This is a genomic window from Vibrio sp., from assembly GCF_038138445.1.
Lineage (GTDB): Bacteria > Pseudomonadota > Gammaproteobacteria > Enterobacterales > Vibrionaceae > Vibrio.
Map to the genome: position 1 here is coordinate 18859 of NZ_JAYQDQ010000030.1, position 23129 is coordinate 41987.

The window sequence follows — 23129 nt, forward strand, 5'->3', positions numbered from 1 at the left end:
AACCTATAAAACAAAAATCAATAAAAAACAAAGTTATAACATTTCACTATAAGTTTTAATGTAAAAAATGAAACATATATTAAAGAATTATTACAATATTCCCACCACTTAGGTATTGGTATTGGCAATACACGATATTAATATGATTATCAGTAGTTATTTAACTATTCGTCCGAATGATCGGATGCCTATTACTTAAGAGAAATATATGAAAAAGACCATCACTATTGCTGCACTGCTTAGCGCTGCAGCTATCAATGCTCAAGCAGCAGACCATACAGTTAGCCTTGGTTATGCTCAAACCGATATTAAACATGTTAACGAAGCGCTGCATGGCCTAACACTAAAATATCGCTATGAAGCAAATGGCCCTGTAGGCTTTATTGCAAGCCTTACAGGAACTGCTGACAGTGACACTCAGTCTCGCCTTGATCCTGGACCAACTATTACTACTGTTTCAGAAACAACACGCAGCTATGGAAGCTTCCATATCGGCCCAACATACCGCATTAATGAAGTAGTTAGCGCTTATGCAACCGTTGGTTACGCTCGCTTTGAAGTAGAAAATAAGCAATTAGGTCGCACAACATCAAAACTTGAAGATGACAGTTTTGCAGCCGGTGGTGGCTTTGAATTCAACCTTTCTAGAAGTTTTGCTATCAACACAGGCGTTGAGTTAAGTGAGCACCTTAGTGACTCTAGAGCACTGACTTACTCTGTCTCTCTTGGCTACCGTTTCTAATTATCTAAGATGACTCTCGCAGCCAAGCTAAATGGATTATCAACTGCATGATCTTGATTAGTAAGCGATAAAAAATCCGATATCAATATTGTGGTATCGGATTTTCACTTATTTGAGGTGATATGCAGGAATTAACAATGGAACACATCATTCGTAACGACTGATGATCTCATCTAGCTTGCCGGAATCTACCAACTGCTTAAGGCCTTTATTGATAATCTCAGCATAATCTTTAGACATATCTCTGTTTGGAGATAAAGCAATAAACAGCCCCTCACCAGGTAAGCACCCTGCATTTCTAAACTCAGCTTTCCACTGGGGATCATTATTCTTTTTATAATTAGCTACATTGTAGGGAAATACGCGCCAATCCTCTAACACAGTATCAATTTGATTACTCTTGAGTTGCTCGACTCGTGTTTTAGTAATATCCATCCCTGATATTTCAACAATCGACTTGTCCCCTTGTTTATGATTTTTCACTATATAATTATCAAAGTACTCACCATATGAGTAAGCATTAACCACGGATATTTTTCGTTTTTTTAAGGTATCCTTCCCAAAATATTTCCACGGGTCATCTTTTTTGACGAAAAAGCACATTTTAGATATTTGAATCGGCTCTTGATGAAAAACAAAATCTGGCGCATCGTTTATGTATGCACCAACTATGCCGTCATACTTTCCACTGCGTGTCATCTTAATCGCTCTGGCCCAGTTGACTAACTGATAATCAAGTTGATGGCCAGACTGTCGCAGAATACTCTCAATCGCATCGACCAAAATACCTTTATCGTATGCAGATGGTTCGCAAGTATACGGACACCACAAATCAGCACTTAATATCACTTCGTTACTTTTTACAGGTGCGATCATCACGACAAAAAATAAAATCAAACTCAAGACTCTTGGCTTCACTGCCTTCCCCTATGGTCTCATCAGGTATTCCAGTAAAGTCTAGTCTATAAATCAAATTCAGAGCACGAGATCAGCGAAAGCTTAAGGTTTTAACATCATGAATCATTTGAAGTTGTGGATTTCTTACTGGCACACCAGGTACTTTAGTCATAACCTGCAGGATATGATGTCAGTATCGATAACTCATGATTGGGAGAAGAGATGGATCCGTTAACACAGGGGTTACTTGGCGCGTCATTGCCACAAGCAGTCGGTAAAAAACAGCACTTAGTTGTTGCTGGGCTATTAGGCTTACTCTCTGGCATGGCTCCCGACCTCGATACGCTTATTCGATCATCACAAGACGCCCTATTGTATTTAGAATTTCATCGCCAATTTACCCATTCATTGCTGTTTATTCCCATAGGAAGCCTTACTTGTGCACTGGTTTTACACCCTCTAATCGCCAAAAAACGTGGACTATCGTTTCAACAAACTTGGCTGTATTGCGCCCTTGGCTACGGCACACATGGCTTACTTGATTTTTGCACGTCTTATGGCACCCAATTATTTTGGCCATTGTCGAGTGAACGTTATGCTTGGAATACCATCTCTATAATAGATCCTGCTTTCACATTACCTATCCTTGCTTTGCTTATACTCACACTAGTCAAAACAAGCTCGTGGTTTGCAAGACTCGCGTTGTTTTGGGCTCTGCTTTACCCAGTATTTGGCTTAATACAAAAAGAGAGGGCTGAAGACGTTGGCTGGCAAGTCGCAAAGCAGAGAGGGCATGAGCCATTAAGATTGGAAGCAAAACCCAGCTTTGCCAATATCCTCGTGTGGAAGATCGTTTATGAAACCAATGAAGAGTATTTTGTCGATGCGGTTCGGGTTGGCACATCAACGCAAGTGTACCCCGGCGAATCAACGCCCAAGCTCAACATAGAAAGAGACTTTCCTTGGCTTAGCCTCCAATCCCAACAGGCTAAAGATATTGAGCGCTTCCGTTGGTTCTCACAAGGGTTTGTTGCACAAGATCCCAACAACCCACTGCGGATCATTGACGTACGCTATTCTATGCTGCCCAACCAATTAAAAGCGCTGTGGAGTATAACATTATCACCATCTGCAAATGCCGATGAACATGTTAAGTTCAACACTCATAGAGACAATAATCCGGCGACAAGGGAAACCTTTATCAAGATGTTATTGGGCAGCTAGTTTCGTAGCAGAGCCACTACAGAGTGGCGCTTAACATTGGCTTGTGCACCAAGCGCCATCAAGGCTGAAGAAAAACTGCCACTTTGTAAATTAAGAGCTTTAAATTTTTCTTCGACTTGATCTGGCGAAATTACAGAGGCCTGTTGGTACAAAGTTTGTATTTGACCATTGAGCTCAGCCTTGATCGCATTTGCCTGCTCAAGTCCAGTGCGCGTTTGCCACAAGAGCTTATTCACCTTTGCAATACTGCGTTTGAGGCCTTCACGCGATCCAAGGTCAAAACTCAGCTCCGCAATGCCTTCCGGCTCTGCTTGCAAAGTCATCACATTCGATTGTCCTGCAGGAAAGCGGTGACCTTGGCCAGTGACTCGTACCTGTTTTTGCATCTGACCGTATGCTTTTTCAGGCGCTTCAAAAATAATGCTTCCTTGCTCAGAAAGAGACGCGCGTAAGCCCAGTGGAATCAAACTGCGATCGAGCATTTTCACCACTTGTTCGCCATTGGCTTGGCCATCAAAATCGACCATTACCGATTGACCATGAGGAAAATCCAATCGAATCTGCTCAGCCTTTCCGCTTAAACGATTAACATCAAGCCCCGGAATAGAAAAGCGGCGTATATCTGCCCGATTCAATTTCAGCTCTAATTGGTTATCAATCACTTTTTGACCATCAAAGCGAGCCAGCTCAAGGGTTTGTTCAATGGTTTTCTTCGCTCCCGATAAGCCTTGCTGCAAAGATGATGATTGCGCATTCCCCATTTGCATGGCACGTGTCAGCCCTTGCTTTATTTTGCTGAGCTCAACACCTATTACCTGATAAGAACGCGTAGCGATTTGCACCGAGGTTGCGTTTTGCTGCCCTTGAGTCAGCATCATCCCTGAGACAGAATACGATGCGGGTGTAAACTGATGGGCTAACGCTTGAGGACGATTCAAATCGCTTTGAGGCTGTGACGATCGCGGAGGAGAAATCGAGGTCCTATCATGCGCGGCCAAGGCCACATTGTGAGTGCGAACCTCTACTGTACTCATTGCCATATTGGTATTCTCGCTAGATACGATCAAAAAGGTTCAAGCCATCGATTTTTACATAGCTCGCTTGGGTCGCTTGCAGTGCCGTCATGTAACGACTCAAACGCACAGATGCTTCTCCGTAATCGAGCATAGATAAATCCCCTTTTACCTTATCAACAAACAGCTGGTTTTCACCATGCGCACTATTCATAAGATCAAGATTATTATGACGACCACCCATTTCGGTGATCGCTGCTAAAACCTGACTTGACGTGTTTTCAATCGTGATTAACGCGTCCTCAACCGTGCTTCGAAATGCAGCACTTGGTGACTTGAATTCTGCAATCACTGCATCCAACTCATTGAGAACATGATTACCGCCGAGATCGAGAATTTCTGCTGCTGTCATATTCGCTTCCATCGTCACCCCTTTTGCAACCGTAACTACTCGCTTGTCACTGTTGCCTTCTATGGAGTAACTTCCGCCAACATTGGCCAGCGCAGGGATGTCCGTCTTAGTTCCAGAAAAAAGATAACGCCCCTCTTCATCTTGAGCATTGAAAGAAGAAACAACCGATGCGCGCAAACTTTCTAGTTCAGTGATCATCCCCGTGCGCTCGGTGTCCGTTAGCGTACCATTCGCACCCCATAGAACAAGCTCGTTCATTCTCTTTAAACTCTCATTCACTGACTCTAAATGTACTTCCTGACTGGTCAGCGCGGTTTTGACATTGGCAATATTGCTTTTGTACTGATTAATCGCAGAACCTTCACGATCGAGATTCAGCAGTTTAACTGAGGCCATTGGGTCATCGGACAACTTAGTTAGTCGGTCGCCAGTCGACATTTGCTGCATTACCTTGCCCAAACCTGCATTATTAAGTTGCAGACTTTGCAGCATCATCTGGCTAAATTGAGTATCACTGATTCGCATCTTAATTCCCTGCAATTAAAATAAGTTAAGGGTTACTTCAAACAACTGATTCGCTGTACTGATCACTTTCATGTTGGCTTGGTGAGCATGAGAAAAGGTCATCAAATTCGCCGCTTCTTCATCACTGTTTACTGCACTGACATTATCCCGTGCAGCAACAGCTTGTTGCTTCATCGCCAGTTTGGCTTGATCATCTGCATTCGCCTGACGAGCTTGAATGGCTGTTTCGCCTACGATGGCAGAAAATGCATCATTGAGGCTAACTGAACCAAAGCCACTTATTGGTACATTTTTATTACTCACAGCAATAAGACTATCGAGTACATCTGCATTGCCTGGATTTCCATCAGCAGATAAAGCAAGTTGTTCAGGTTTAAGCTCAGTAATATTTAAGCTTGCCGCTGGATTAGCTGAGTCATAAGTAAATAAAGGCTTTCCGTTATCTCGGTTAAGATCTTGGCCCGTGACAAGCAAATCGTTAAATTCGTCAGCCAAAGACCTAGCCATATCATCAATCGCGCCAAGATAGGGTTTAAGCACTTCGGTTTGATAATCAGAAAGCGCACCGATTTGACCACCTAACGCCCCTGTGGTGGCAAAGCTTTGCTCGCCAAACTCGACTTGAACTGTAGCTAGATAAGGGTCGCTAGGATCAGGCATTGCTTTAAGCTGTGCGGCATCCGCTCCCATAACCAAAGGCTGACCAGAGGACAAAGTCACTTGAAGGCTACCATCGGCTTGATTGGTAGTTTTTATGGTGACCACTTTGGACAGCTCACCAATTAAGTTATCGCGAGTATCCAGTAATTGGGCAGGATTTCCCCCCGTCCCTTTGGTTTCAACAATCTGTTTGTTGATATCAGCAATATTGCTCATCAAGCTGTTCGCATGAGCAATACCCGCATTGCGCTGATCATTCATGTCTTTATGCTGATGAGACAAAGATTCGGTTAGGGTGTTAAAACGTCTTGCTAGAGCTTCGGCTTCATTAATTATTTGCTGACGATAAGGAACAGACTCAGGTTTGACCGTGGCATCATTAAGGGCAGAAAACAAGGTATCTAATCCCGCCGAAAGACTAAAGCCATCAGCGCCCAGAGTATTTTCTAGCTGGCTCATGTTAGTGCTATAACGGGAAGCATAAGCTGACTGGCTTTGCGTCGCCCAAGTCTGTTTGATTAGAAAATCATCGGTTACTCGGCGAATACTGGTCACTTCGACACCTTGACCCGCACTAAAATTATCATGCTTTGCACCAGCTACTGATGCCATTAACGCTTGCTGGCGACTGTATCCGGGAGTATTTATATTAGAGACATTTTGTGCTGTAACATCCAATGCTACTCGATTGGAATTCAGACCAGACATGGCAATATTGACCAAGTTCATTTACAGTTCTCCCTTACGATTTAGTGGCTGAGCAAATGCTGTCGTCACACTAGCTTCACTCAAGACTTGCCTTACTGAGGCGACCGACTCTCCAATAGAGTGAAATGATTGTGATGGCTGGGGGTCTGATTGATGTCTATGCTGTGACCTATCTTCCAACCCTAACGCTTTGTCATTTGCTGGTGCTTGAACTGCCGAAAGTTTAAATTCGACTTCCGACATAGAAGGACTCAGCTGTTTTACCAACATATCTGCAATCCCAGAACCTTGTTTCTTTGCCATTTCTATCGCCAGCTGACCATCGTACATATCACGAAACACACCTTGCTGTTGGCTAGAAAAAGGACTGTCTTCATCGGCCAATACATCACTACTCGAGCGCATCTGGCGAAGCACCATTTGCAAAAACATGGCTTCAAATTGGCCAGCCACTTTTTCTAACGCTTGCTGGGAGTGGGGGTTTTGCTTTATCTGATCAAGGGCACTGTTGTCGTGATAAAGCACAGAGCTCACTGATGATTTTTGGTTTAATTCGTCTATTTTCATCACTGCCCCTTAAATCACTACTAACTCAGCGTTTAACGCACCTGCTTCATGTAATGCCTGCAAAATTGACATAAGGTCGGTCGGAGTAGCGCCCAAGCTGTTCACGGCATTAACTATGGTATTTAGCTCTGTGCCAGGGGGCCAAATCACCATTTGCGCGCGTTCTTCTTTGATATCCAACTGTGAATTATCCACAACTTGGGTCTCGCCTTGTGCAAACGCATTGGGCTGGCTTACCTGTTGAGACTCAGCAACCGTCACAGTCAAATTGCCATGACTAACCGCAGCTTCACCAACTTTGACATTTTTGCCAATCACGACGGTACCAGTACGAGAATTAAACACCACTCGAGCAGGCTTACGCCCCTGAGCGACACTGAGCTCTTCCAACATCGACATCATAACCACGCGCTGTTGGCTATCTTTTGGCGCTTTAACTGTTACACGAACATTATTTTCAGCCACCGCCACTTTGGGGCCAAATATATTATTAATTTCTCGGCTAATGTTCTTAGCGGTAGTAAAGCTTGGCTTTCTTAGGTTAAGAACCACATTATCGCTATCGGAAAAATCGCTTGGCACTTCACGCTCAAGGATCGCCCCGCCAGGAATACGGCCTGATGTGGGTGTATTCACCACCACTTTAGAACCACTGTTACCTTCTGCAGATACGCCTCCGACTACAAGATTGCCTTGCGCGACTGCGTAAACTTCACCATCGATACCACGCAGTGGAGTTAATAGCAAAGTTCCGCCACGTAAACTTTTTGCATCACCAATCGACGACACGACAACATTGAGTGCTTGTCCAACCCCAGCCATTGGCTCAACGGTGGCAGTCACACTGACAGAGGCGACATTACGCAGCTTTGGGTTGGTATTATCATCAATCTGGACCCCAAATTGACGTAACATGTTGGTTATTGATTGAGAGGTGAATTTAACTTGATTGCGATCGCCTTGACCATCAAGCCCCACCACTAAACCGTAGCCAACGAGCTGGTTTTGACGAACACCCTGAATGTCGACCAAATCCATCACTGGGATCTTGACTTCGGCATGTGCAGGGAGCATCGCCCCCAACAGTGCAACCACTAGAGTGCTTGAGAATGTCATACTCATTCTGAGTAAACTCAAGCGATTAATGCATAGAATCATAATTTGTTTCATTAAAACGGCATCCATGGACTGTTAAAGAACTGTCTAAGCCATCCGGGGGCATTGCTGTCTGATAAGGCTCCCCGCCCTGAATAGGTAATGCGAGCATCACCAATCCTCGCAGAAGACACCTGATTGTTTCGGCTAATGTCGTCGACACGCACCATCCCTGTCAGGCGGATAAATTCGTCTCCTTGGTTAAGACGAATCCATTTCTCACCACTGATACGCAGCACACCATTTGGCAACACTTCATGAACTGTTACGGTTATGGCACCTTCAAGCTTGTTGCCTTGAGAGCTTGAAGCACTGCCATCAAAGCCGCGATCGGCATCTATACTGGCCGCTAACTCATCAATCGCTTTAGTACCAAACGTAGGTGCTGCAAAACCTACACTGGAACTCTTGCCGTACTTAGTATCCGCTTTCTTGCTTGATTCTGTTTCTTCAAACAGTAAGACAGTGAGCATGTCGCCAACTCGATATGCCCTTCTGTCTTGAAACAAGGTCATGGTGTACTGATGACGATAAAGACTGCCCTTACTTGCAGCAGGTAAGGAGTAATCCAGCTCTGGAGGAGCATATTTCTCTTCATCGGGTTTAGGAGGGGTGAATTCCTGACGACCAGCACATCCGGCAAGTAGGATGACAAGCGGCAAGAGTCTCAAAAATACCTGCATTCCTTGTTCCTTTTTCTTCAATGAATCATTACAAAGACTGAGCAACGAACTTGAGCATATCGTCAGCAGCAGAAACGACTTTGGCATTCATTTCATAGGCGCGCTGAGTGGTGATCATATCCACCATCTCTTCGACCACCTGCACATTGGCGCCTTCTAATGCTCCTTGCTTTATATGACCAACCCCGTCTTCACCAGCAATCAGTTCATCAGCTTGACCACTAGCTTCTGTCTCACGGAACAAGTTCCCTCCAATGGCTTCAAGACCTGCAGGATTGATAAATTTTGCCAAGGTAATTTGCCCTAGGTTTTCAGGAGCATTGCCATCTGTCGTGGTCGCCGATACCGTGCCATCGACGCCTACAGAAACTGATAATGCGTTCTCTGGGATCTGAATCTGAGGCTCAAGAGGTAATCCTTGGCTATTGACCATTAATCCCTCTGAATTGACATGAAACTGGCCATTACGTGAATACATAATTTGGCCATCTGTGTTTTCAATCTGAAAGAAACCTTGACCCATAACGGCTAAGTCCAGTTCTTGGTTAGTGTTTTGTGTATTTCCTTGAGTAAAGACTTTTTGTGTTCCCACTACGCGAACACCACTACCCAATTGAACACCCGTTGGTAGTTGATTAACTTGGTCAACAAGGGCTCCTGGCTGACGTTGAATGCTATAGAATAAGTCTTCAAATACCACACGGTCGCGCTTAAAGCCGACCGTGTTCACATTGGCTAAGTTATTTGAAATGGCAGTCATTTTGGTATCTTGCGCTGCCATGCCTGTTTTACTAACCCATAACGCTGAATGCATTGTCTACTCCTTGTCTCGCCACTAACGTGACGACATTAATTTGTTTCCAGCCTGAGCAAGTGTCTCGGCGGTTTTCATCATGCGCACCTGCATTTCAAAATTGCGTGTCAATGACATCACATTAAGCAGCTCATCAATCGCAGATACGTTACTTCCTTCTAGATGCTCAGAGGCAACTTGAACTGTCTCCGCTTGAGCAAACGGATTACCATCAACGCTGTGAAGCAGGCTATCACTGCGCTTTTCAAGCAGGGCGGTATCTGGATTAACCAGTTTCAAGGTGCCAACTTCAAGCTCAGCACCTCCTCCGGGTGGAATGACTGAAATACGCCCACGCTCGCTAATCTCAACTTTTTGATAGTCTGGAAGTACCAATGGTCCACCATCGCCAATGACAGGAAAGCCGTTAATAGTGAGCGAGCCATCCTGATCCACTCTGATATTACCGGCCCGAGTGTATGCCTCCTGCCCTTGTAGTGTTTGTACCGCTAAATAACCCTCTCCCATCACAGCGACATCCAAAGCTCGTCCGGTTTTGATCACATCACCTGAATCAAATCGAGTCGATGCAGAGTTAGTCACGGCTAATGTGCGGCCATCGAAGCCTGAGCCTTGCAGCGGAACACTGGCTACACGCTCCATATCTGCACGAAATCCAGCCGTATCCGCGTTTGATAAGTTATTTGAACGAACATGTTGTGCTTTGAGTACACGGCTCGCCCCCGAAGTGGCGGTAAATAACAAACTATCCATATTGAACTCCGTTACACTGCGTTAAATAGAGCTTGGGTTAGCTTGTCATTAGTCGAAATTGTCTTTGCATTGGCTTGATAGTTACGTTGCGCTGTCATCAGATTCACCAGTTCACTGGTTAGATCAACGTTAGAACCTTCAAGAGCACCTGGCGTCAAATCGCCCAATGTACCTGATCCGGGAACCCCAATCACAGGGGCGCCAGAGCTAAAACTTTGAGTCCAAGCAGTACCGCTGAGTTTGGACAATCCTTGCGGGTTAGCAAAATCGGCCAATACTAATTGCCCTTGAAGCTGTGATTGACCATTGGTGTAGGTGGCGTAAACCATGCCATTATCTTCAACGCGTACACCAGCAAGCTCTCCTGAGGTATAACCATTAGGGTTATTAGTACTAACGCTAAATTCCGTACCAAATTGAGTACTGCCAGATAAATCAATCTCTATATTGATTGGATTGGCGCCCGCAGCAGGGAAAGAGACATTGTAAGAATTGACCGGTGAAACTAGCGAGCCATCTGAGCTGAATGTCATAGGAATCGATGATATAGGGGTCTTGTTACCGTCTGCTAGCGTATTGACTTCCCATGAGTTATCACCCGTTTTGGTAAAGTATTGAGTTACCGTATGTGGCTTACCCTGAGAATCAAAGACTTTAGTCGTATAAGAGGAATGAAAAGAATTGGTGTTTTCGGAGTCAAAAGCAACAACACTAGGATCGATAGCCTCATTGGTTGCATCAAAATTAGCCACGAACTCCATTTTGTTTGTCGCTTGTGCCGCCAGTGATGACGTTGAGATTTTGATGTCACCAGTTACACCAGTGAGCAAGTTGTTATTGCCATCAACACTATAACCTTGCAGCTTAGCGCCAGTATTACTCATTACATAATTATCTTTGTCGGTATTGAATACGCCTGAACGCGTATAAAGGGTCTGGCCTGCACTATCTTTGGTGACAAAAAAACCGCCACCGTTAATGGCTAAATCCATGGCTCGGCCAGTACCTGTTACTGAGCCATTTTTATCAAAATTTTGCGAAATGGCTGCAACTTCAACCCCGCCAGGTTGCATGCCATTGTATACGGCAGCAAACTCAGTGCGTGCTCCTTTGAATCCGTAAGTCGATGCGTTAGCGATATTGTGGCTGATAGTATTTAGCTCTGTGTTTGTCGCATCAAGACCGCTTAGGGCAATATTAAAACTCATAATTAACCTCTGTTTTCCTTATTGGTTAGGCACCAAATTGAGTGATTTGATAGAAAGGTACACTGCCAACACCGTGAACATTGACCTGTGCAGATCCGCCAGAGCTGGGGATCCTCACTTGTTCAACCTCACCAGCTAACAACAAATTCGGTTTAGATTGGCCATCTTGGACTTGGACTGAGACTGTATATTTTCCGGGTTTAAGTCCGAGCTTGGCCGGATCAATAGAGAAATCGACATCCCCAGCCGGGCGTGCTCCTAATGGCAGAGGAGTAACTTGGCCAAATTCATCAGTAATGACCAAGTTAACCTGACTTGACGGGTGTTGCAGTTCAATTTTCCCTCTCTGCTGACCATCCGATAGCTCAAACTCATTAGATGAAACATAGACGGTTTGCCCGACCAAACCTGCGGTAGACAAAACTTGCATGTTATCGAGCAATACCATGTTGTTTTTCATCATTGATGCCATATTCTCAGTGCTTTGAACTTGAGAAAATTGCGCTAATTGGCTGACATACTCTGTGCCATCAAGTGGGTTGAGCGGATCCTGATTTTGGATTTGCGCCACCATCAAGCTTATAAACTCATTCTCCAGTGATGCCGCGCTGTTAGCGTCCTTTGGGTTGCCTGATATCCCATTGGAACCAGATGCTGTGCCTATTGGCGTATCAAAAGCTAAAGCGTTATTGGGTGCAATTGTCATCAGCGGCCCTGCCCTAATTTGAGCAGCCCTTGCTGCATGCTTTTTACATTGGTCAGAACTTCAACATTGGTTTCAAAACTGCGCGTTGCTGACATCATGTCAGCCATCTCAGCGACAACATCAATATCTGGGTAATACACATAACCTTGCTCATTGGCTAATGGGTTAGTTGGTTCAAAGCGCTGTTCGGCTTGGCCTGAGCTCTGAATGACATCAACAATGCGTACTTCTGCATTAGGGTACACATCCTTGCTGGCACTGAGTTGAGTCTTGTTATAAACCGTCGCAAAAACCGGCTTGAGTGCTTTGTAAGCATCAGCAGCGTTCGCTGAGGCTGCATCTGCATTGGCGAGGTTGCTGGCGACCGTATTCAACCTCACGGTTTGAGCATTCATCGCCGAACCAGCAATCGAATAAATATCGGTAAATGACATAATTAACGTCCTTCTATCGCTTTGGCGAGTCCTGAGAATTTCATATTGAGAAATGTCAGACTGGTCTGAAAATCCATGTTGTTTTGGGCGAATTTCCCTTGCTCAACTCCCAGCTCAACCGTGTTGCCATTTTTGCTGTTTTGGTAAGGGATTGAGTACATGGAAGACACCAGTAACTTAGGGCTCTTAGGGCTTACTCCAGTTGATGACATACTGTCCATCACAGTGGTAAAGCTAAGATCTCGAGACAAATATCCCGGTGTATCAACATTTGCTAGGTTGCTGGCCAGTACTTTGGTACGCTGAACTCGAAAGTTCAGAGCATCAGGGTGGACTCCTAACGCATTATCAAATGAAATAGCCATGTCTGTTTCCTTATGCTGTCGGCTCAGATAGGCTTAACTAAAACAAAATGCGTGCCATAAAAATAAACAAGCAATAACAATGACTTACAATACAAAAAGGAAGTGTCACTTCCGGATTACGGAAGGGTTAAAAAGCGGAGGAAATAGGATTTTTTCCCCTCTATCACCAATAATTTGGCTGGGTTTATCCCTGCTATCTAATGCTGCTTGGGCAACTGAACACAGCCCGAGTTATCAAGCGATTTATCAAGCAATAGAAACAGAGTTCAAAACACAAGTTAATAATCAAGCCCTAGCTCGTCATTGGGGTAAGCACATTGTTAACTATCAGATTCGCATACCCGCTTCGGCTGAGCATTTGCCAAGTTGCCCTGTCCCCCTCACTGTTACGGGTTCAGATAGCAAAACGCTTCCAGTTGGTACTCTAAAGCGCTCGGTAAGTTGCCAATCAACTACTTCTGACTGGCGAATCAATGTCACCATCAAATCAAAGTTAGGTCTCAATGTGGTGGTGACCAATACCGGCATTGGTCGCCAGCAAACCATAGCAGCAAACAATGTAAAACTTGAATGGCGCACACTAAGCAAAGAGCAAGACTTTTTAACCCATACTGGGCAAGCGGTAGGAAAAATGACACTCAGGCGCATCCGTTCTGGTCAAGTATTAGATGCTCGCCAATTAAAATCCCCACCATTGGTCGAAAAAGGCAATCAGGTGATCATTAAAGCTAGCAAAGACGGCTTTATGGCAACAACCAAAGGGGTCGCGCAAGAGGAAGGCACCTTAGGGCAACAAATCGATGTTAAGAACCTCTCTTCAGGTAAAGAAATTAAAGCGGTGGTAGTTGGGCTTAACCAAGTAGAAACTCAGTTTTAATTTTTGGACTGAGGTTATCATTTTTTGAGTTTGCCTATCGCCAAATGCCCTGATTTAGGTAGTTATAAAAAAGTACCAATCAGGCTTAATTGTCAGCGTGCTATGGTCGCAGTGTATCTGTAACCATGACAAATAAGGATTCAATTGATGAAAATTGACAAAGTTTCAGGGGGGCATGTCACCCAAAGCCGCTTAGATCAAGCCCCAAAAAAAGCGCTAGAGTCAACTAAGGCAAAACCAAATTCTCAGCCTCAGTTAGACATTAATGTAACGGCAATTGAACAAGCACAGGCAGAGATGCAGTTACTAGCCGACGTAGATATGGCTAAAGTCGAAAAAGTACGCGATGCGTTAGCAAAAGGGGAATTGGCTCTCGACACTCAAGCGCTATCCAAAGCCGTACTTGAATTCCATACTGGCCACGATTAATCACGATTGAGGAAAGGACGATGTCATCAAAAACTTCACACTTGATCCAGAGCTTTTTCAATACATTAGTCCAAGACATCAAGTCGTACCAAAAACTCGAAACACTGCTCAAACAGCAAAAGTCTCTTTACCTTCATTTTGATGCTGACAAACTTGAACGTAATACCGCTCAGCAGCAACCTTTACTTACCCTGCTGCGTCAGCACGCCCATCAGCGCAGCCAAATAATGGCGACTTTCCAGCTACCGACGGACAAACAAGGAGTGGAACGATTTTTCTCTGCTCTCCCTCCTACTGCGGCAGAAAAACTACAAGCTCTATGGCTAGAGCTAGAAACATTAATCAAACGCTGCCAAGTACTCAACCAAGAAAATGGTCAAACAAGTGCCAGTTTTCATGAGCTGGTAGCGTCACTGACAAACCCTCAGCAACATACCTATACCGAGCAACCATTAGGATAACTCATACATGGGAAGAGCTAGCATTCAATTGCTCGCTATATTGCTGGTGACAAGTTACTTTACTCCAAATTATACCAAGGCCTCATCATTAGCATCAGGCATTGCGGCTCAGTCACAAGTATTATTGCCCTATCAAACTCAAATAGAAAAGCGTCTAAAAAGCAATCAAGACCTAATACATAACATTGCTACCAAATTGGCACAAAGCTCACTCCCCAAAGAGTTTATTCTTATTCCAATGCTAGAGTCTTCTTATGATCCTTTCGCAGTCTCTCATGCGAAAGCAGCTGGACTGTGGCAGTTGATGCCTGATACGGCAAAGCGTTTTGGACTTCACGTCAGCGATTCAAACGATCAGAGATTTGATGTCGAGGCGAGTACAAACGCTGCGATTTCTTACCTGCAATTTCTTTATCTTAAATTTAATGATTTAGCTCTTACACTGGCAGCCTATAATTCAGGAGAAGGACGTGTCGCAAGAGCGATTAGCAAGGCTAAGAGTAGAGAGTTTTCCAAACTTAGGTTACCCGAAGAAACCCGTCGCTACGTACATCGCTTTTATGCACTGCAAAAGCTCATATCGGCGGAAAAATTATTGCAAAACTCTAAGCGCTTTTATTTGTTTGGCCACCAAAGCTCTCTGCCTTTGATTGATCTTACCCCTCTCCCACCACTCGTGAAACTCTAGACCTGACTCCCCTGATTACATTGACGTTATTCTTAATATTCTCTACCGATATAAAAATAGTGTTTTGAGATCCTTTGGTTCTTTCAAAAAAGAGATTTGGGGTAAGAAGGAGCCATTGACCTAGAATTTGCCACCAAAACCAGTAAGATCCCGTATAATTTTTATTCAACAATACAAAACCCTAGCTTTCCTTGGTTGTTATTGACTCAGCAAAGCAGGATAATATCGGGATCGGAATCTCTTAAAATATAATTATGACCGAATATGTTTTGTTGTTGGTCGGCACTGTGCTGGTTAACAATTTTGTACTGGTAAAGTTTTTGGGGCTATGTCCTTTTATGGGCGTCTCAAAGAAACTGGAAACAGCAATAGGCATGGGGCTAGCGACAACTTTTGTCCTAACCTTAGCGTCCGTATGCTCTTATCTCGTAGAAAGCTATATTCTCATGCCTTTGGGCATTGAATATCTTCGTACCATGAGCTTTATTTTAGTTATCGCGGTTGTGGTGCAATTTACCGAAATGGTGGTGCATAAAACCAGTCCAACTCTCTATCGCTTACTTGGCATTTTCCTGCCGCTTATTACCACAAACTGCGCTGTACTAGGTGTTGCTCTACTCAACATCAACGAAAATCATAATTTCATTGAGTCTATTATCTATGGGTTTGGCGCTGCGGTTGGCTTTTCATTAGTCTTGATACTTTTTGCCTCTATGCGTGAACGTATTACAGCAGCTGACGTTCCAGTGCCATTTAAAGGTGCGTCCATTGCTATGATCACCGCAGGCCTTATGTCTCTTGCCTTTATGGGCTTCACTGGATTGGTGAAATTATAATGAGTGCTATCATGATTGCTGTGTTAGTACTTGCAGCACTCGCCGCTGTTTTTGGTGCTATATTAGGCTTTGCTTCGATCCGCTTTAAAGTGGATGCCGATCCTATTGTCGATCAGATCGATGAGATACTCCCTCAAACTCAATGTGGTCAATGTGGCTACCCAGGGTGCCGTCCATACGCTGAAGCCATTGCAGGCGGTGATGCGATCAACAAATGCCCACCGGGAGGACAAGCAACGATTGAAAAGTTGGCGGATCTGATGGGTGTAGAAGCCACAGATTCTGCCCATGACTTGGAAGACAACGTAAAAACCGTCGCCTTTATTCACGAAGACATGTGTATTGGCTGCACCAAGTGCATCCAAGCCTGCCCAGTGGACGCCATCGTTGGTGGTACTAAAGCCCTGCATACTGTCATTAAAGATGAATGTACAGGCTGTGATCTTTGTGTAGCTCCCTGCCCAACAGATTGTATTGAAATGATTCCTGTAGAGACCACTACAGCGAATTGGAAATGGCAACTCAACGCCATTCCTGTTGTCGATATTACCGATTCTGCTAACACGCAGAATAGTGTGAATTAAGGGCTGGTATGTTGTCACTAATCAAACAAATTAAATCTGGTGCATTATGGGACTTCCCCGGTGGGATACATCCACCAGAAAACAAAGCCCAATCGATAAAAGAGTCCATTGCACCAGCAAGTATTCCAAAGGAAATCATCTTACCGATTAAACAGCACATTGGTAAGCCTGGCCACCTGATCGTCAGTCAAGGGGACAAAGTCCTCAAAGGGCAAGCTCTCACCAAATATGACACCAGCTTTATGCTGCCAGTTCACGCGCCAACCTCAGGTGTTATCTCGGTAATAGAGCCACGCACTATTGCTCATCCCTCAGGTTTGTCTGAAATGTGCATCGTGATTGAGCCTGATGGTGAAGACCGCTGGATCGAACGACAAAAGACCAAGGATTTTACCGATTGCACACCCGATGAACTGATCGAAGTAATCCGCCAAGCGGGTATTTCAGGCATGGGCGGCGCGGGTTTTCCAACCGCGAAAAAAATTCAGTCCGGACTTGCCCGAACAGAGATACTTATCGTCAATGCCGCCGAATGTGAGCCTTATATCACAGCCGATGACATGCTAATGCAAACTCATGCTGATGAAGTCATCAAGGGCATCGATATTGTTGAGCATATTCTCAAACCTAAACTCACTATCATCGGCATTGAGGATAATAAGCCAGCCGCGATTAAAGCCCTTGAAAAAGCCGCCCAGCATAAAGACATCGTTATACGCGTTGTGCCAACCAAATACCCTTCTGGTGGTGAAAAGCAGCTGATAAAACTACTCACCAATAAAGAAGTCCCCGCTAATGGCATTCCTGCTGATATTGGCTTGTTAGTACAAAATGTTGGGTCGCTTCAAGCCATTAAACGAGCCGTCTGTGACGGTGAACCCTTGGTTGAACGCATTGTTACCTTGACTGGCAATACTTTCAAACAACCAAGAAATGTTAAGGCGCTTATCGGTACTCCTGTCCAAGCTCTGCTAGATGAGTTTGGATATAAAGCAGACAAAAAATTACCTCGCCTTATTATGGGCGGTCCTATGATGGGTTTTACTCTGCCTCACGCGAATGTGCCGATAACCAAAACGGCAAACTGTATTTTGGCTCCTACGGTGAAAGAGATTTCTCCAAACCAACACGAAATGTCATGCATTCGATGTGGTCAATGTGCCGAAGCTTGCCCTGCCTCCTTATTGCCTCAACAGCTCTATTGGCACTCTAAAGCCGAAGAGTATGAAAAGTGTGAAGACCTCAACCTTAAAGACTGTATTGAATGTGGTGCTTGTGCGTTTGTCTGTCCAAGTGAAATTCCACTAGTGCAATATTATCGACAATCCAAAGCAGAAATCCGCACTCGTAAAGAAGAGGCCCAAGCCGCTGAACGGGCGAAAGTTCGCTTTGAAGAAAGAAAGAGCCGTTTAGAGCGCGATAAGATTGAACGAGAGAACCGATTTAAGAAAGCCGCAGAGAACAGGCGTAAAGAGGTTAAGACTCCTGACGGTGAAGATGCGATTACCGCTGCGATTGCTCGCGTCAAAGCAAAGAAATCAGATTCAGCATCGGATGAGCCAAAAGTTAAACCCGCTGTAGCAGCAGCGATTGCCAAAGCGAAAGCAAAACAAGCAGCCGCAAAAGAAGCGGGACTTGCTGAGCCTGATAACTCTGAAATGAGTAAACTTCGTGAAGAGCGCAAGCGTTTGGCCCGTGAAAATAAAGCCAATAAAGCAGCAGAAACGGAAGTTAATTCCGAATCTGACGAGAGTGATCCGAAAAAAGCTGCGGTCGCTGCCGCCATCGCCAGAGCTAAAGCGCGCAAAGCTGAGCAAGTAAAAGCCGCTGAGCCATCCGAATCAGAAACTGCATCGTCTGAAGACGATCCGAAAAAAGCCGCGGTCGCGGCCGCCATTGCCAGAGCTAAAGCGCGCAAAGCTGAGCAAGTAAAAGCCGCAGAGTCATCCGAGTCAGAATCAGCACCTTCTGCAGACGATCCGAAAAAAGCCGCGGTCGCTGCCGCCATCGCCAGAGCCAAAGCGCGCAAAGCCGAGCAAGCAAAAGACGCAGAGCCATCCGAGTCAGAATCAGCACCTTCTGCAGACGATCCGAAAAAAGCCGCGGTCGCTGCCGCCATCGCCAGAGCCAAAGCGCGCAAAGCCGAGCAAGCAAAAGACGCAGAGCCATCCGAGTCAGAATCAGCACCTTCTGCAGACGATCCGAAAAAAGCTGCTGTCGCTGCCGCCATTGCCAGAGCAAAAGCGCGTAAAGAAGAGCAAACAAAAGCCGCTGAGCCATCTAAATCAGAACCTGCACCTTCTGAAGACGATCCGAAAAAAGCTGCGGTCGCTGCCGCCATCGCCAGAGCAAAAGCGCGCAAAGCTGAGCAAGCGAAAGCCGCTGAGCCATCTGAATCAGAACCTGAACCTTCTGAAGACGATCCCAAAAAAGCTGCTGTCGCTGCCGCGATTGCCAGAGCCAAAGCGCGCAAAGCACAAAACCAACAGAACAACAAACTTGAGGAGGACGAGTAGTGGCCTTTTTTATTGCCAGCTCACCCCATGCTCATAGCCGTAGGAGCACACCCGATCTTATGCAATGGGTCGCCTTGTGCGCCTTGCCCGGCTTGTTTGCTCAAACCTACTTCTTTGGCTGGGGCACCATAATTCAACTCGTTTTTGCTATCTTGCTAGGCTTGGCACTTGAAGCTGGTGTGATGAAGCTGCGTAAGCGTCCACCTATGTCAGCGCTGCGTGATAACAGCGCGATTGTCACAGCGTGGTTACTTGCTATTGCAATCCCACCACTCTCACCTTGGTGGGTTGTCGCCATAGGTCTTGTCTTCGCGATCGTGGTTGCTAAGCACCTCTATGGAGGGATTGGGCAGAACTTATTCAACCCAGCAATGGTTGCCTATGTAGTTTTGCTGATCTCCTTTCCAGTACAAATGACCAGTTGGATAGCGCCAACAGAATTGCAACCTTCACCCATTCCGTTTAGTGATGCTTTATCGCTTATTTTTACTGGTTTCAATCTGGATGGACTCTCCCTTCAGCAAGTGCGTACAGGTATAGATGGCCTAACCATGGCTACTCCGCTAGATGCGTTTAAAACCGCACTACATTCAGGCAATACTGCTGCAGAAGCTCTATCTCAGCCACAGTTTAGTGGCTTAGCTGGCTTGGGCTGGGAGTGGGTTAACCTCGCCTATTTAGCAGGCGGTTTATTGCTGATAAAGCTGAGAGTCATTAATTGGCACATACCAGTAAGCTTTATAACCAGCTTATTGATTATTAGTACCTTATTCAGCTTATTTACTCCGGGAGAAACCGCATCGCCAAGCATTCATATATTGTCTGGCGCAACCATGTTAGGCGCATTTTTTATCGCCACTGATCCTGTCTCTGCCTCAACCACAGTCAAAGGTCGTCTTATTTTCGGCGCTTTTATCGGTGCCATGGTCTTTATCATACGAACTTGGGGTGGTTTTCCAGACGGCGTTGCCTTCGCGGTATTGCTTGGCAACATGTGTGTCCCGCTTATCGACTACTACACTAAGCCACGAACCTACGGACACTGAGGAGCAAGATGTTAAACGCTATTCGTAAAAATGGACTCGTACTCGCTCTTTTTGCTTGTGCCTCAACTGGGGTTGTCGCCCTCACCCACTATTTGACTAAAGATCAGATAAGCCAGCAAGAACAGGCTCAGCTTCTGTCCGTGCTCAACCAAGTCATCCCTGAGGACATGCACGATAACAGCCTGTATCAATCCTGTACCTTAGTTAATCATCCAGACCTTGGCACTGATACGGATATGCCTGTCTATATAGCAACTAAGGATGGAAAACCTACCGCTGTTGCCATTGAAGCTATTGCACCCGACGGCTACAGCGGCGCGATCAAAATTATCGTTGGTATTGACCAAAACGGTACTATTTTAGGTACTCGGGTGTTAAACCATCAGGAAACACCGGGGCTTGGAGACAAGATTGATTTACGCATTACAGACTGGATCCTAAGCTTTAGCGATAAAAGTGTTACCGAGGACAATGAAGGCCAATGGAAAGTGCGCAAAGATGGCGGGCAATTTGATCAATTCACAGGCGCAACTATAACGCCAAGAGCTGTAGTCAAAGCGGTGAAAAAAGCTGTTCAGTTTGTCAACGCCCATAGTGATGAGATTGAAAACCAGCCACGAAATTGTGGAGACTAGAATGAGCGATCATAAAACATTAATCAAAAATGGTATGTGGGATAACAACCCAGCATTGGTTCAGTTGCTTGGTTTATGTCCTCTACTTGCTGTATCGTCGACTGTGACTAATGCACTTGGCCTTGGTATTGCCACCTTGCTGGTGTTAGTCGGCTCAAATGTGATTGTCTCTTTAGTGCGCTCTCACGTGCCAAGCGAAGTCCGTATTCCTATATTTGTTATGATTATTGCCGCGCTAGTGACTTGCGTGCAGTTACTGATGAACGCCTACGCTTATGGACTCTACCTATCTCTTGGCATTTTCATTCCTTTGATTGTGACCAACTGTATTATTATTGGCCGTGCTGAAGCTTTTGCATCGAAAAATGATGTCCTTCCTGCGGCCCAAGATGGTTTTTGGATGGGACTAGGCATGACTAGCGTTCTGGTTGTGTTGGGAGCCATGCGCGAGATAATCGGCAATGGCACATTATTCGACGGCGCAGACTTACTACTTGGCAGCTGGGCGACCGTATTAAGAATTGAAATTTTCCACTTTGAGAGCAGTTTCTTACTTGCCCTACTGCCACCCGGCGCCTTTATTGGGGTGGGATTACTTATCGCGTTAAAAAACGTCATCGATGCACAACAAAAAGCTCGTCAACCAAAAGAACAAAAACCAACAATAGAACGAGCTCGCGTTACCAACCAGTAAGATCTGGTTGAGACACTGGAAAACAGCACAAAAATGAACAAAGAAAAACGAGTACAAATACTGGAGCGCTTACGGGAAAACAACCCTAATCCGCAGACTGAATTAAATTGGAGTACACCATTTGAGCTTCTCATCGCCGTACTTCTCTCAGCCCAAGCGACGGATGTGAGTGTCAATAAGGCAACCGATAAACTGTACCCAGTCGCCAATACTCCGCAAGGTCTTTTTGACTTGGGCGTTGACGGCGTAAAGGAATACATCAAAACCATAGGTTTGTTTAATTCAAAAGCTGAAAACGTGATTAAGACATGTCGTATCCTGCTTGATAAGCATGATGGACAAGTCCCCGAAGACCGCGCTGCTCTTGAAGCTCTACCCGGTGTCGGACGTAAGACCGCTAATGTTGTATTGAACACAGCCTTTGGTTGGCCAACCATCGCTGTCGATACTCATATTTTTCGCGTATCAAACCGCACCAAGTTTGCCATGGGAAAAAACGTTGACCAAGTAGAAGAAAAGCTACTTAAGGTTGTGCCCAAAGAATTTAAACTCGACGTACACCACTGGTTAATTCTTCATGGCAGATACACATGTGTGGCAAGAAAGCCTCGCTGTGGGAGCTGTATTATAGAAGACTTATGTGAGTTTAAAGATTTTCCAGATAAGCGCAAAAAAGGTAAATAGTTGTCAATGTAAGAATCATAAACAGCTATCTATCTGGTTAAGTTATCATTTGAGCTGCAAGCTGTATCCACACAACTTGTTAGCTCATCTTAACAGTATTAGTTTTGTTCTAGTAGCTCAACTAGATCTAATACGATCGATATAACACTGGGTTTTAATGGTATTGAATCTTTAGCAACTTACATATCTATTCAGTTTCAAATGATCTCACAAATTGGCGTATTAACCTAAGAAGCTCTATCCTTTGCTTTAGATATGTATTCTTGTTGAGTCAATTCCGACTTAACAAACTCATCATCAAGTAGAGTGAGAAAATGTCGACAACGATTGATACTACCTAAATCAAACTGGCTTTCGTCTTCCGTTAATTTCAGTTTTTCTTGGTAATACACCTTGCTCATTGCAAATTTAATAATTGTATCGTTGGCAATCTCTTTTTCAATAACAGCAGATCCCTTACATACTTTCACAAGCTTTCTGGCAAATGACGTATCATTGTTCAGTTGAGATTTAAACTTGGTTAAATCATTAACAATAGATTTTTCTTCAATAGTTGCACAATATTGCACGGCTTTGCTGTGAATAATCTTGTCAAAACCGAATTCTTTTTCTAATACGTTTACATTTTCAATTAAGTAATCATCTCCAATTTTGGCAAAAACGAACCTATTGCCTAAACGAAGAACGTCATGTGTCAGCCTTACAACCCTTGACTCATGTGTGGTAAGGAAAATCGTCTTTCCTGGAGTGGCAATGTATGTACTGGTCTAATGAAACAGGACACTTAATTGAGAGACAATCAATGTTAATCAA

27 protein-coding genes are annotated in these 23129 nt (G+C 44.8%); 13 read left to right on the forward strand and 14 right to left on the reverse strand.

Annotation, left to right across the window (positions count from 1 at the left end):
* The first annotated feature begins 208 nt into the window (after window positions 1–208).
* Entirely contained in the window at window positions 209–742 is a 534-nt protein-coding gene (locus tag AAFM34_RS10025; protein WP_341662404.1) for an Ail/Lom family outer membrane beta-barrel protein, read from the forward strand.
* Window positions 743–889: 147 nt separating this feature from the next.
* On the opposite strand, the gene AAFM34_RS10030 is transcribed toward AAFM34_RS10025, so the two are convergent.
* Window positions 890–1660: a transporter substrate-binding domain-containing protein gene (locus tag AAFM34_RS10030; protein WP_341662406.1), complete on the reverse strand. Its 771-nt coding sequence runs from the start codon at window positions 1658–1660 to the stop codon at window positions 890–892.
* A 201-nt stretch (window positions 1661–1861) separates the two neighbouring features.
* On the opposite strand from AAFM34_RS10030, the gene AAFM34_RS10035 reads away from it, so the two are divergent.
* Window positions 1862–2863 carry a metal-dependent hydrolase gene (locus AAFM34_RS10035; protein ID WP_341662407.1) on the forward strand — a complete coding sequence of 334 codons (1002 nt, stop codon included), beginning with the start codon at window positions 1862–1864 and terminating at the stop codon, window positions 2861–2863.
* On the opposite strand, the gene AAFM34_RS10040 is transcribed toward AAFM34_RS10035, so the two are convergent.
* From AAFM34_RS10040 to flgB, 12 genes are read right to left on the reverse strand one after another with little or no spacing between them, the layout of a single operon-like run.
* Window positions 2860–3903: a flagellin gene (locus AAFM34_RS10040; protein WP_341662408.1), complete on the reverse strand. Its 1044-nt coding sequence runs from the start codon at window positions 3901–3903 to the stop codon at window positions 2860–2862. The genes AAFM34_RS10035 and AAFM34_RS10040 overlap by 4 nt on opposite strands.
* Window positions 3904–3916: 13 nt before the next feature.
* Window positions 3917–4813, reverse strand: a complete 897-nt coding sequence (flgL, locus tag AAFM34_RS10045; RefSeq protein ID WP_341662410.1) for a flagellar hook-associated protein FlgL — start codon at window positions 4811–4813, stop codon at window positions 3917–3919.
* Between the two features lie 15 nt (window positions 4814–4828).
* Window positions 4829–6202 (reverse strand): flagellar hook-associated protein FlgK, encoded by a 1374-nt coding sequence (gene flgK, locus AAFM34_RS10050; RefSeq protein ID WP_341662412.1) that lies wholly within the window; start codon window positions 6200–6202, stop codon window positions 4829–4831.
* Window positions 6203–6748 (reverse strand): rod-binding protein, encoded by a 546-nt coding sequence (locus AAFM34_RS10055; protein ID WP_341662414.1) that lies wholly within the window; start codon window positions 6746–6748, stop codon window positions 6203–6205.
* A 9-nt stretch (window positions 6749–6757) separates the two neighbouring features.
* Window positions 6758–7870 carry a flagellar basal body P-ring protein FlgI gene (locus tag AAFM34_RS10060; RefSeq protein WP_371833268.1) on the reverse strand — a complete coding sequence of 371 codons (1113 nt, stop codon included), beginning with the start codon at window positions 7868–7870 and terminating at the stop codon, window positions 6758–6760.
* 47 nt (window positions 7871–7917) lie between these two features.
* Window positions 7918–8586, reverse strand: coding sequence for a flagellar basal body L-ring protein FlgH (gene flgH / locus AAFM34_RS10065; RefSeq protein WP_341662415.1), 669 nt, complete (start codon window positions 8584–8586; stop codon window positions 7918–7920).
* Window positions 8587–8614: 28 nt separating this feature from the next.
* Window positions 8615–9400, reverse strand: coding sequence for a flagellar basal-body rod protein FlgG (flgG, locus tag AAFM34_RS10070; protein ID WP_341662417.1), 786 nt, complete (start codon window positions 9398–9400; stop codon window positions 8615–8617).
* A 21-nt stretch (window positions 9401–9421) separates the two neighbouring features.
* Window positions 9422–10153, reverse strand: a complete 732-nt coding sequence (gene flgF / locus AAFM34_RS10075) for a flagellar basal-body rod protein FlgF (protein ID WP_341662419.1) — start codon at window positions 10151–10153, stop codon at window positions 9422–9424.
* Between the two features lie 11 nt (window positions 10154–10164).
* Window positions 10165–11361, reverse strand: a complete 1197-nt coding sequence (gene flgE, locus AAFM34_RS10080) for a flagellar hook protein FlgE (RefSeq protein WP_341662421.1) — start codon at window positions 11359–11361, stop codon at window positions 10165–10167.
* Between the two features lie 25 nt (window positions 11362–11386).
* On the reverse strand, window positions 11387–12067 hold the full coding sequence (flgD, locus tag AAFM34_RS10085; RefSeq protein WP_341662424.1) for a flagellar hook assembly protein FlgD: 681 nt from the start codon (window positions 12065–12067) through the stop codon (window positions 11387–11389).
* A complete protein-coding gene (gene flgC, locus AAFM34_RS10090; RefSeq protein WP_341662426.1) occupies window positions 12067–12501 on the reverse strand; it encodes a flagellar basal body rod protein FlgC in 435 nt (144 codons plus the stop codon). Before flgC ends, flgD begins: the two co-directional genes overlap by 1 nt.
* Window positions 12502–12503: 2 nt before the next feature.
* Window positions 12504–12866: a flagellar basal body rod protein FlgB gene (gene flgB, locus AAFM34_RS10095; protein WP_341662428.1), complete on the reverse strand. Its 363-nt coding sequence runs from the start codon at window positions 12864–12866 to the stop codon at window positions 12504–12506.
* Between the two features lie 79 nt (window positions 12867–12945).
* Here flgB and flgA point away from each other — a divergent pair, with 79 nt between their 5' ends.
* The 11 genes from flgA to nth all read left to right on the forward strand — a co-directional run bounded on the left by flgA (window position 12946) and on the right by nth (window position 22316).
* Entirely contained in the window at window positions 12946–13743 is a 798-nt protein-coding gene (gene flgA, locus AAFM34_RS10100; protein WP_341662430.1) for a flagellar basal body P-ring formation chaperone FlgA, read from the forward strand.
* Window positions 13744–13890: 147 nt separating this feature from the next.
* Window positions 13891–14172, forward strand: a complete 282-nt coding sequence (gene flgM / locus AAFM34_RS10105; protein ID WP_341662431.1) for a flagellar biosynthesis anti-sigma factor FlgM — start codon at window positions 13891–13893, stop codon at window positions 14170–14172.
* A 20-nt stretch (window positions 14173–14192) separates the two neighbouring features.
* On the forward strand, window positions 14193–14633 hold the full coding sequence (locus AAFM34_RS10110; RefSeq protein ID WP_341662433.1) for a flagellar protein FlgN: 441 nt from the start codon (window positions 14193–14195) through the stop codon (window positions 14631–14633).
* Between the two features lie 7 nt (window positions 14634–14640).
* Window positions 14641–15321: a lytic transglycosylase domain-containing protein gene (locus tag AAFM34_RS10115; protein ID WP_341662436.1), complete on the forward strand. Its 681-nt coding sequence runs from the start codon at window positions 14641–14643 to the stop codon at window positions 15319–15321.
* Window positions 15322–15575: 254 nt separating this feature from the next.
* The gene (gene rsxA / locus AAFM34_RS10120) at window positions 15576–16157 is read left to right on the forward strand and encodes an electron transport complex subunit RsxA (RefSeq protein WP_114786865.1); all 582 of its coding nucleotides are present in this window, start codon (window positions 15576–15578) and stop codon (window positions 16155–16157) included.
* Window positions 16157–16741, forward strand: coding sequence for an electron transport complex subunit RsxB (gene rsxB / locus AAFM34_RS10125; RefSeq protein WP_341662438.1), 585 nt, complete (start codon window positions 16157–16159; stop codon window positions 16739–16741). Before rsxA ends, rsxB begins: the two co-directional genes overlap by 1 nt.
* Before the next feature lie 8 nt (window positions 16742–16749).
* On the forward strand, window positions 16750–19257 hold the full coding sequence (gene rsxC, locus AAFM34_RS10130) for an electron transport complex subunit RsxC (RefSeq protein ID WP_341662440.1): 2508 nt from the start codon (window positions 16750–16752) through the stop codon (window positions 19255–19257).
* Window positions 19257–20303 (forward strand): electron transport complex subunit RsxD, encoded by a 1047-nt coding sequence (gene rsxD, locus AAFM34_RS10135; protein WP_341662442.1) that lies wholly within the window; start codon window positions 19257–19259, stop codon window positions 20301–20303. Before rsxC ends, rsxD begins: the two co-directional genes overlap by 1 nt.
* A gap of 8 nt (window positions 20304–20311) precedes the next feature.
* Window positions 20312–20938 (forward strand): electron transport complex subunit RsxG, encoded by a 627-nt coding sequence (gene rsxG, locus AAFM34_RS10140; RefSeq protein ID WP_341662444.1) that lies wholly within the window; start codon window positions 20312–20314, stop codon window positions 20936–20938.
* Between the two features lies 1 nt (window position 20939).
* Window positions 20940–21632, forward strand: coding sequence for an electron transport complex subunit E (locus AAFM34_RS10145; RefSeq protein WP_341662445.1), 693 nt, complete (start codon window positions 20940–20942; stop codon window positions 21630–21632).
* 33 nt (window positions 21633–21665) lie between these two features.
* Entirely contained in the window at window positions 21666–22316 is a 651-nt protein-coding gene (nth, locus tag AAFM34_RS10150) for an endonuclease III (protein WP_341662447.1), read from the forward strand.
* Between the two features lie 227 nt (window positions 22317–22543).
* Here the strand turns inward: nth and AAFM34_RS10155 are convergent, their stop codons facing one another.
* Entirely contained in the window at window positions 22544–23071 is a 528-nt protein-coding gene (locus AAFM34_RS10155; protein WP_114786858.1) for a Kiwa anti-phage protein KwaB-like domain-containing protein, read from the reverse strand.
* Window positions 23072–23129 lie beyond the last annotated feature (58 nt).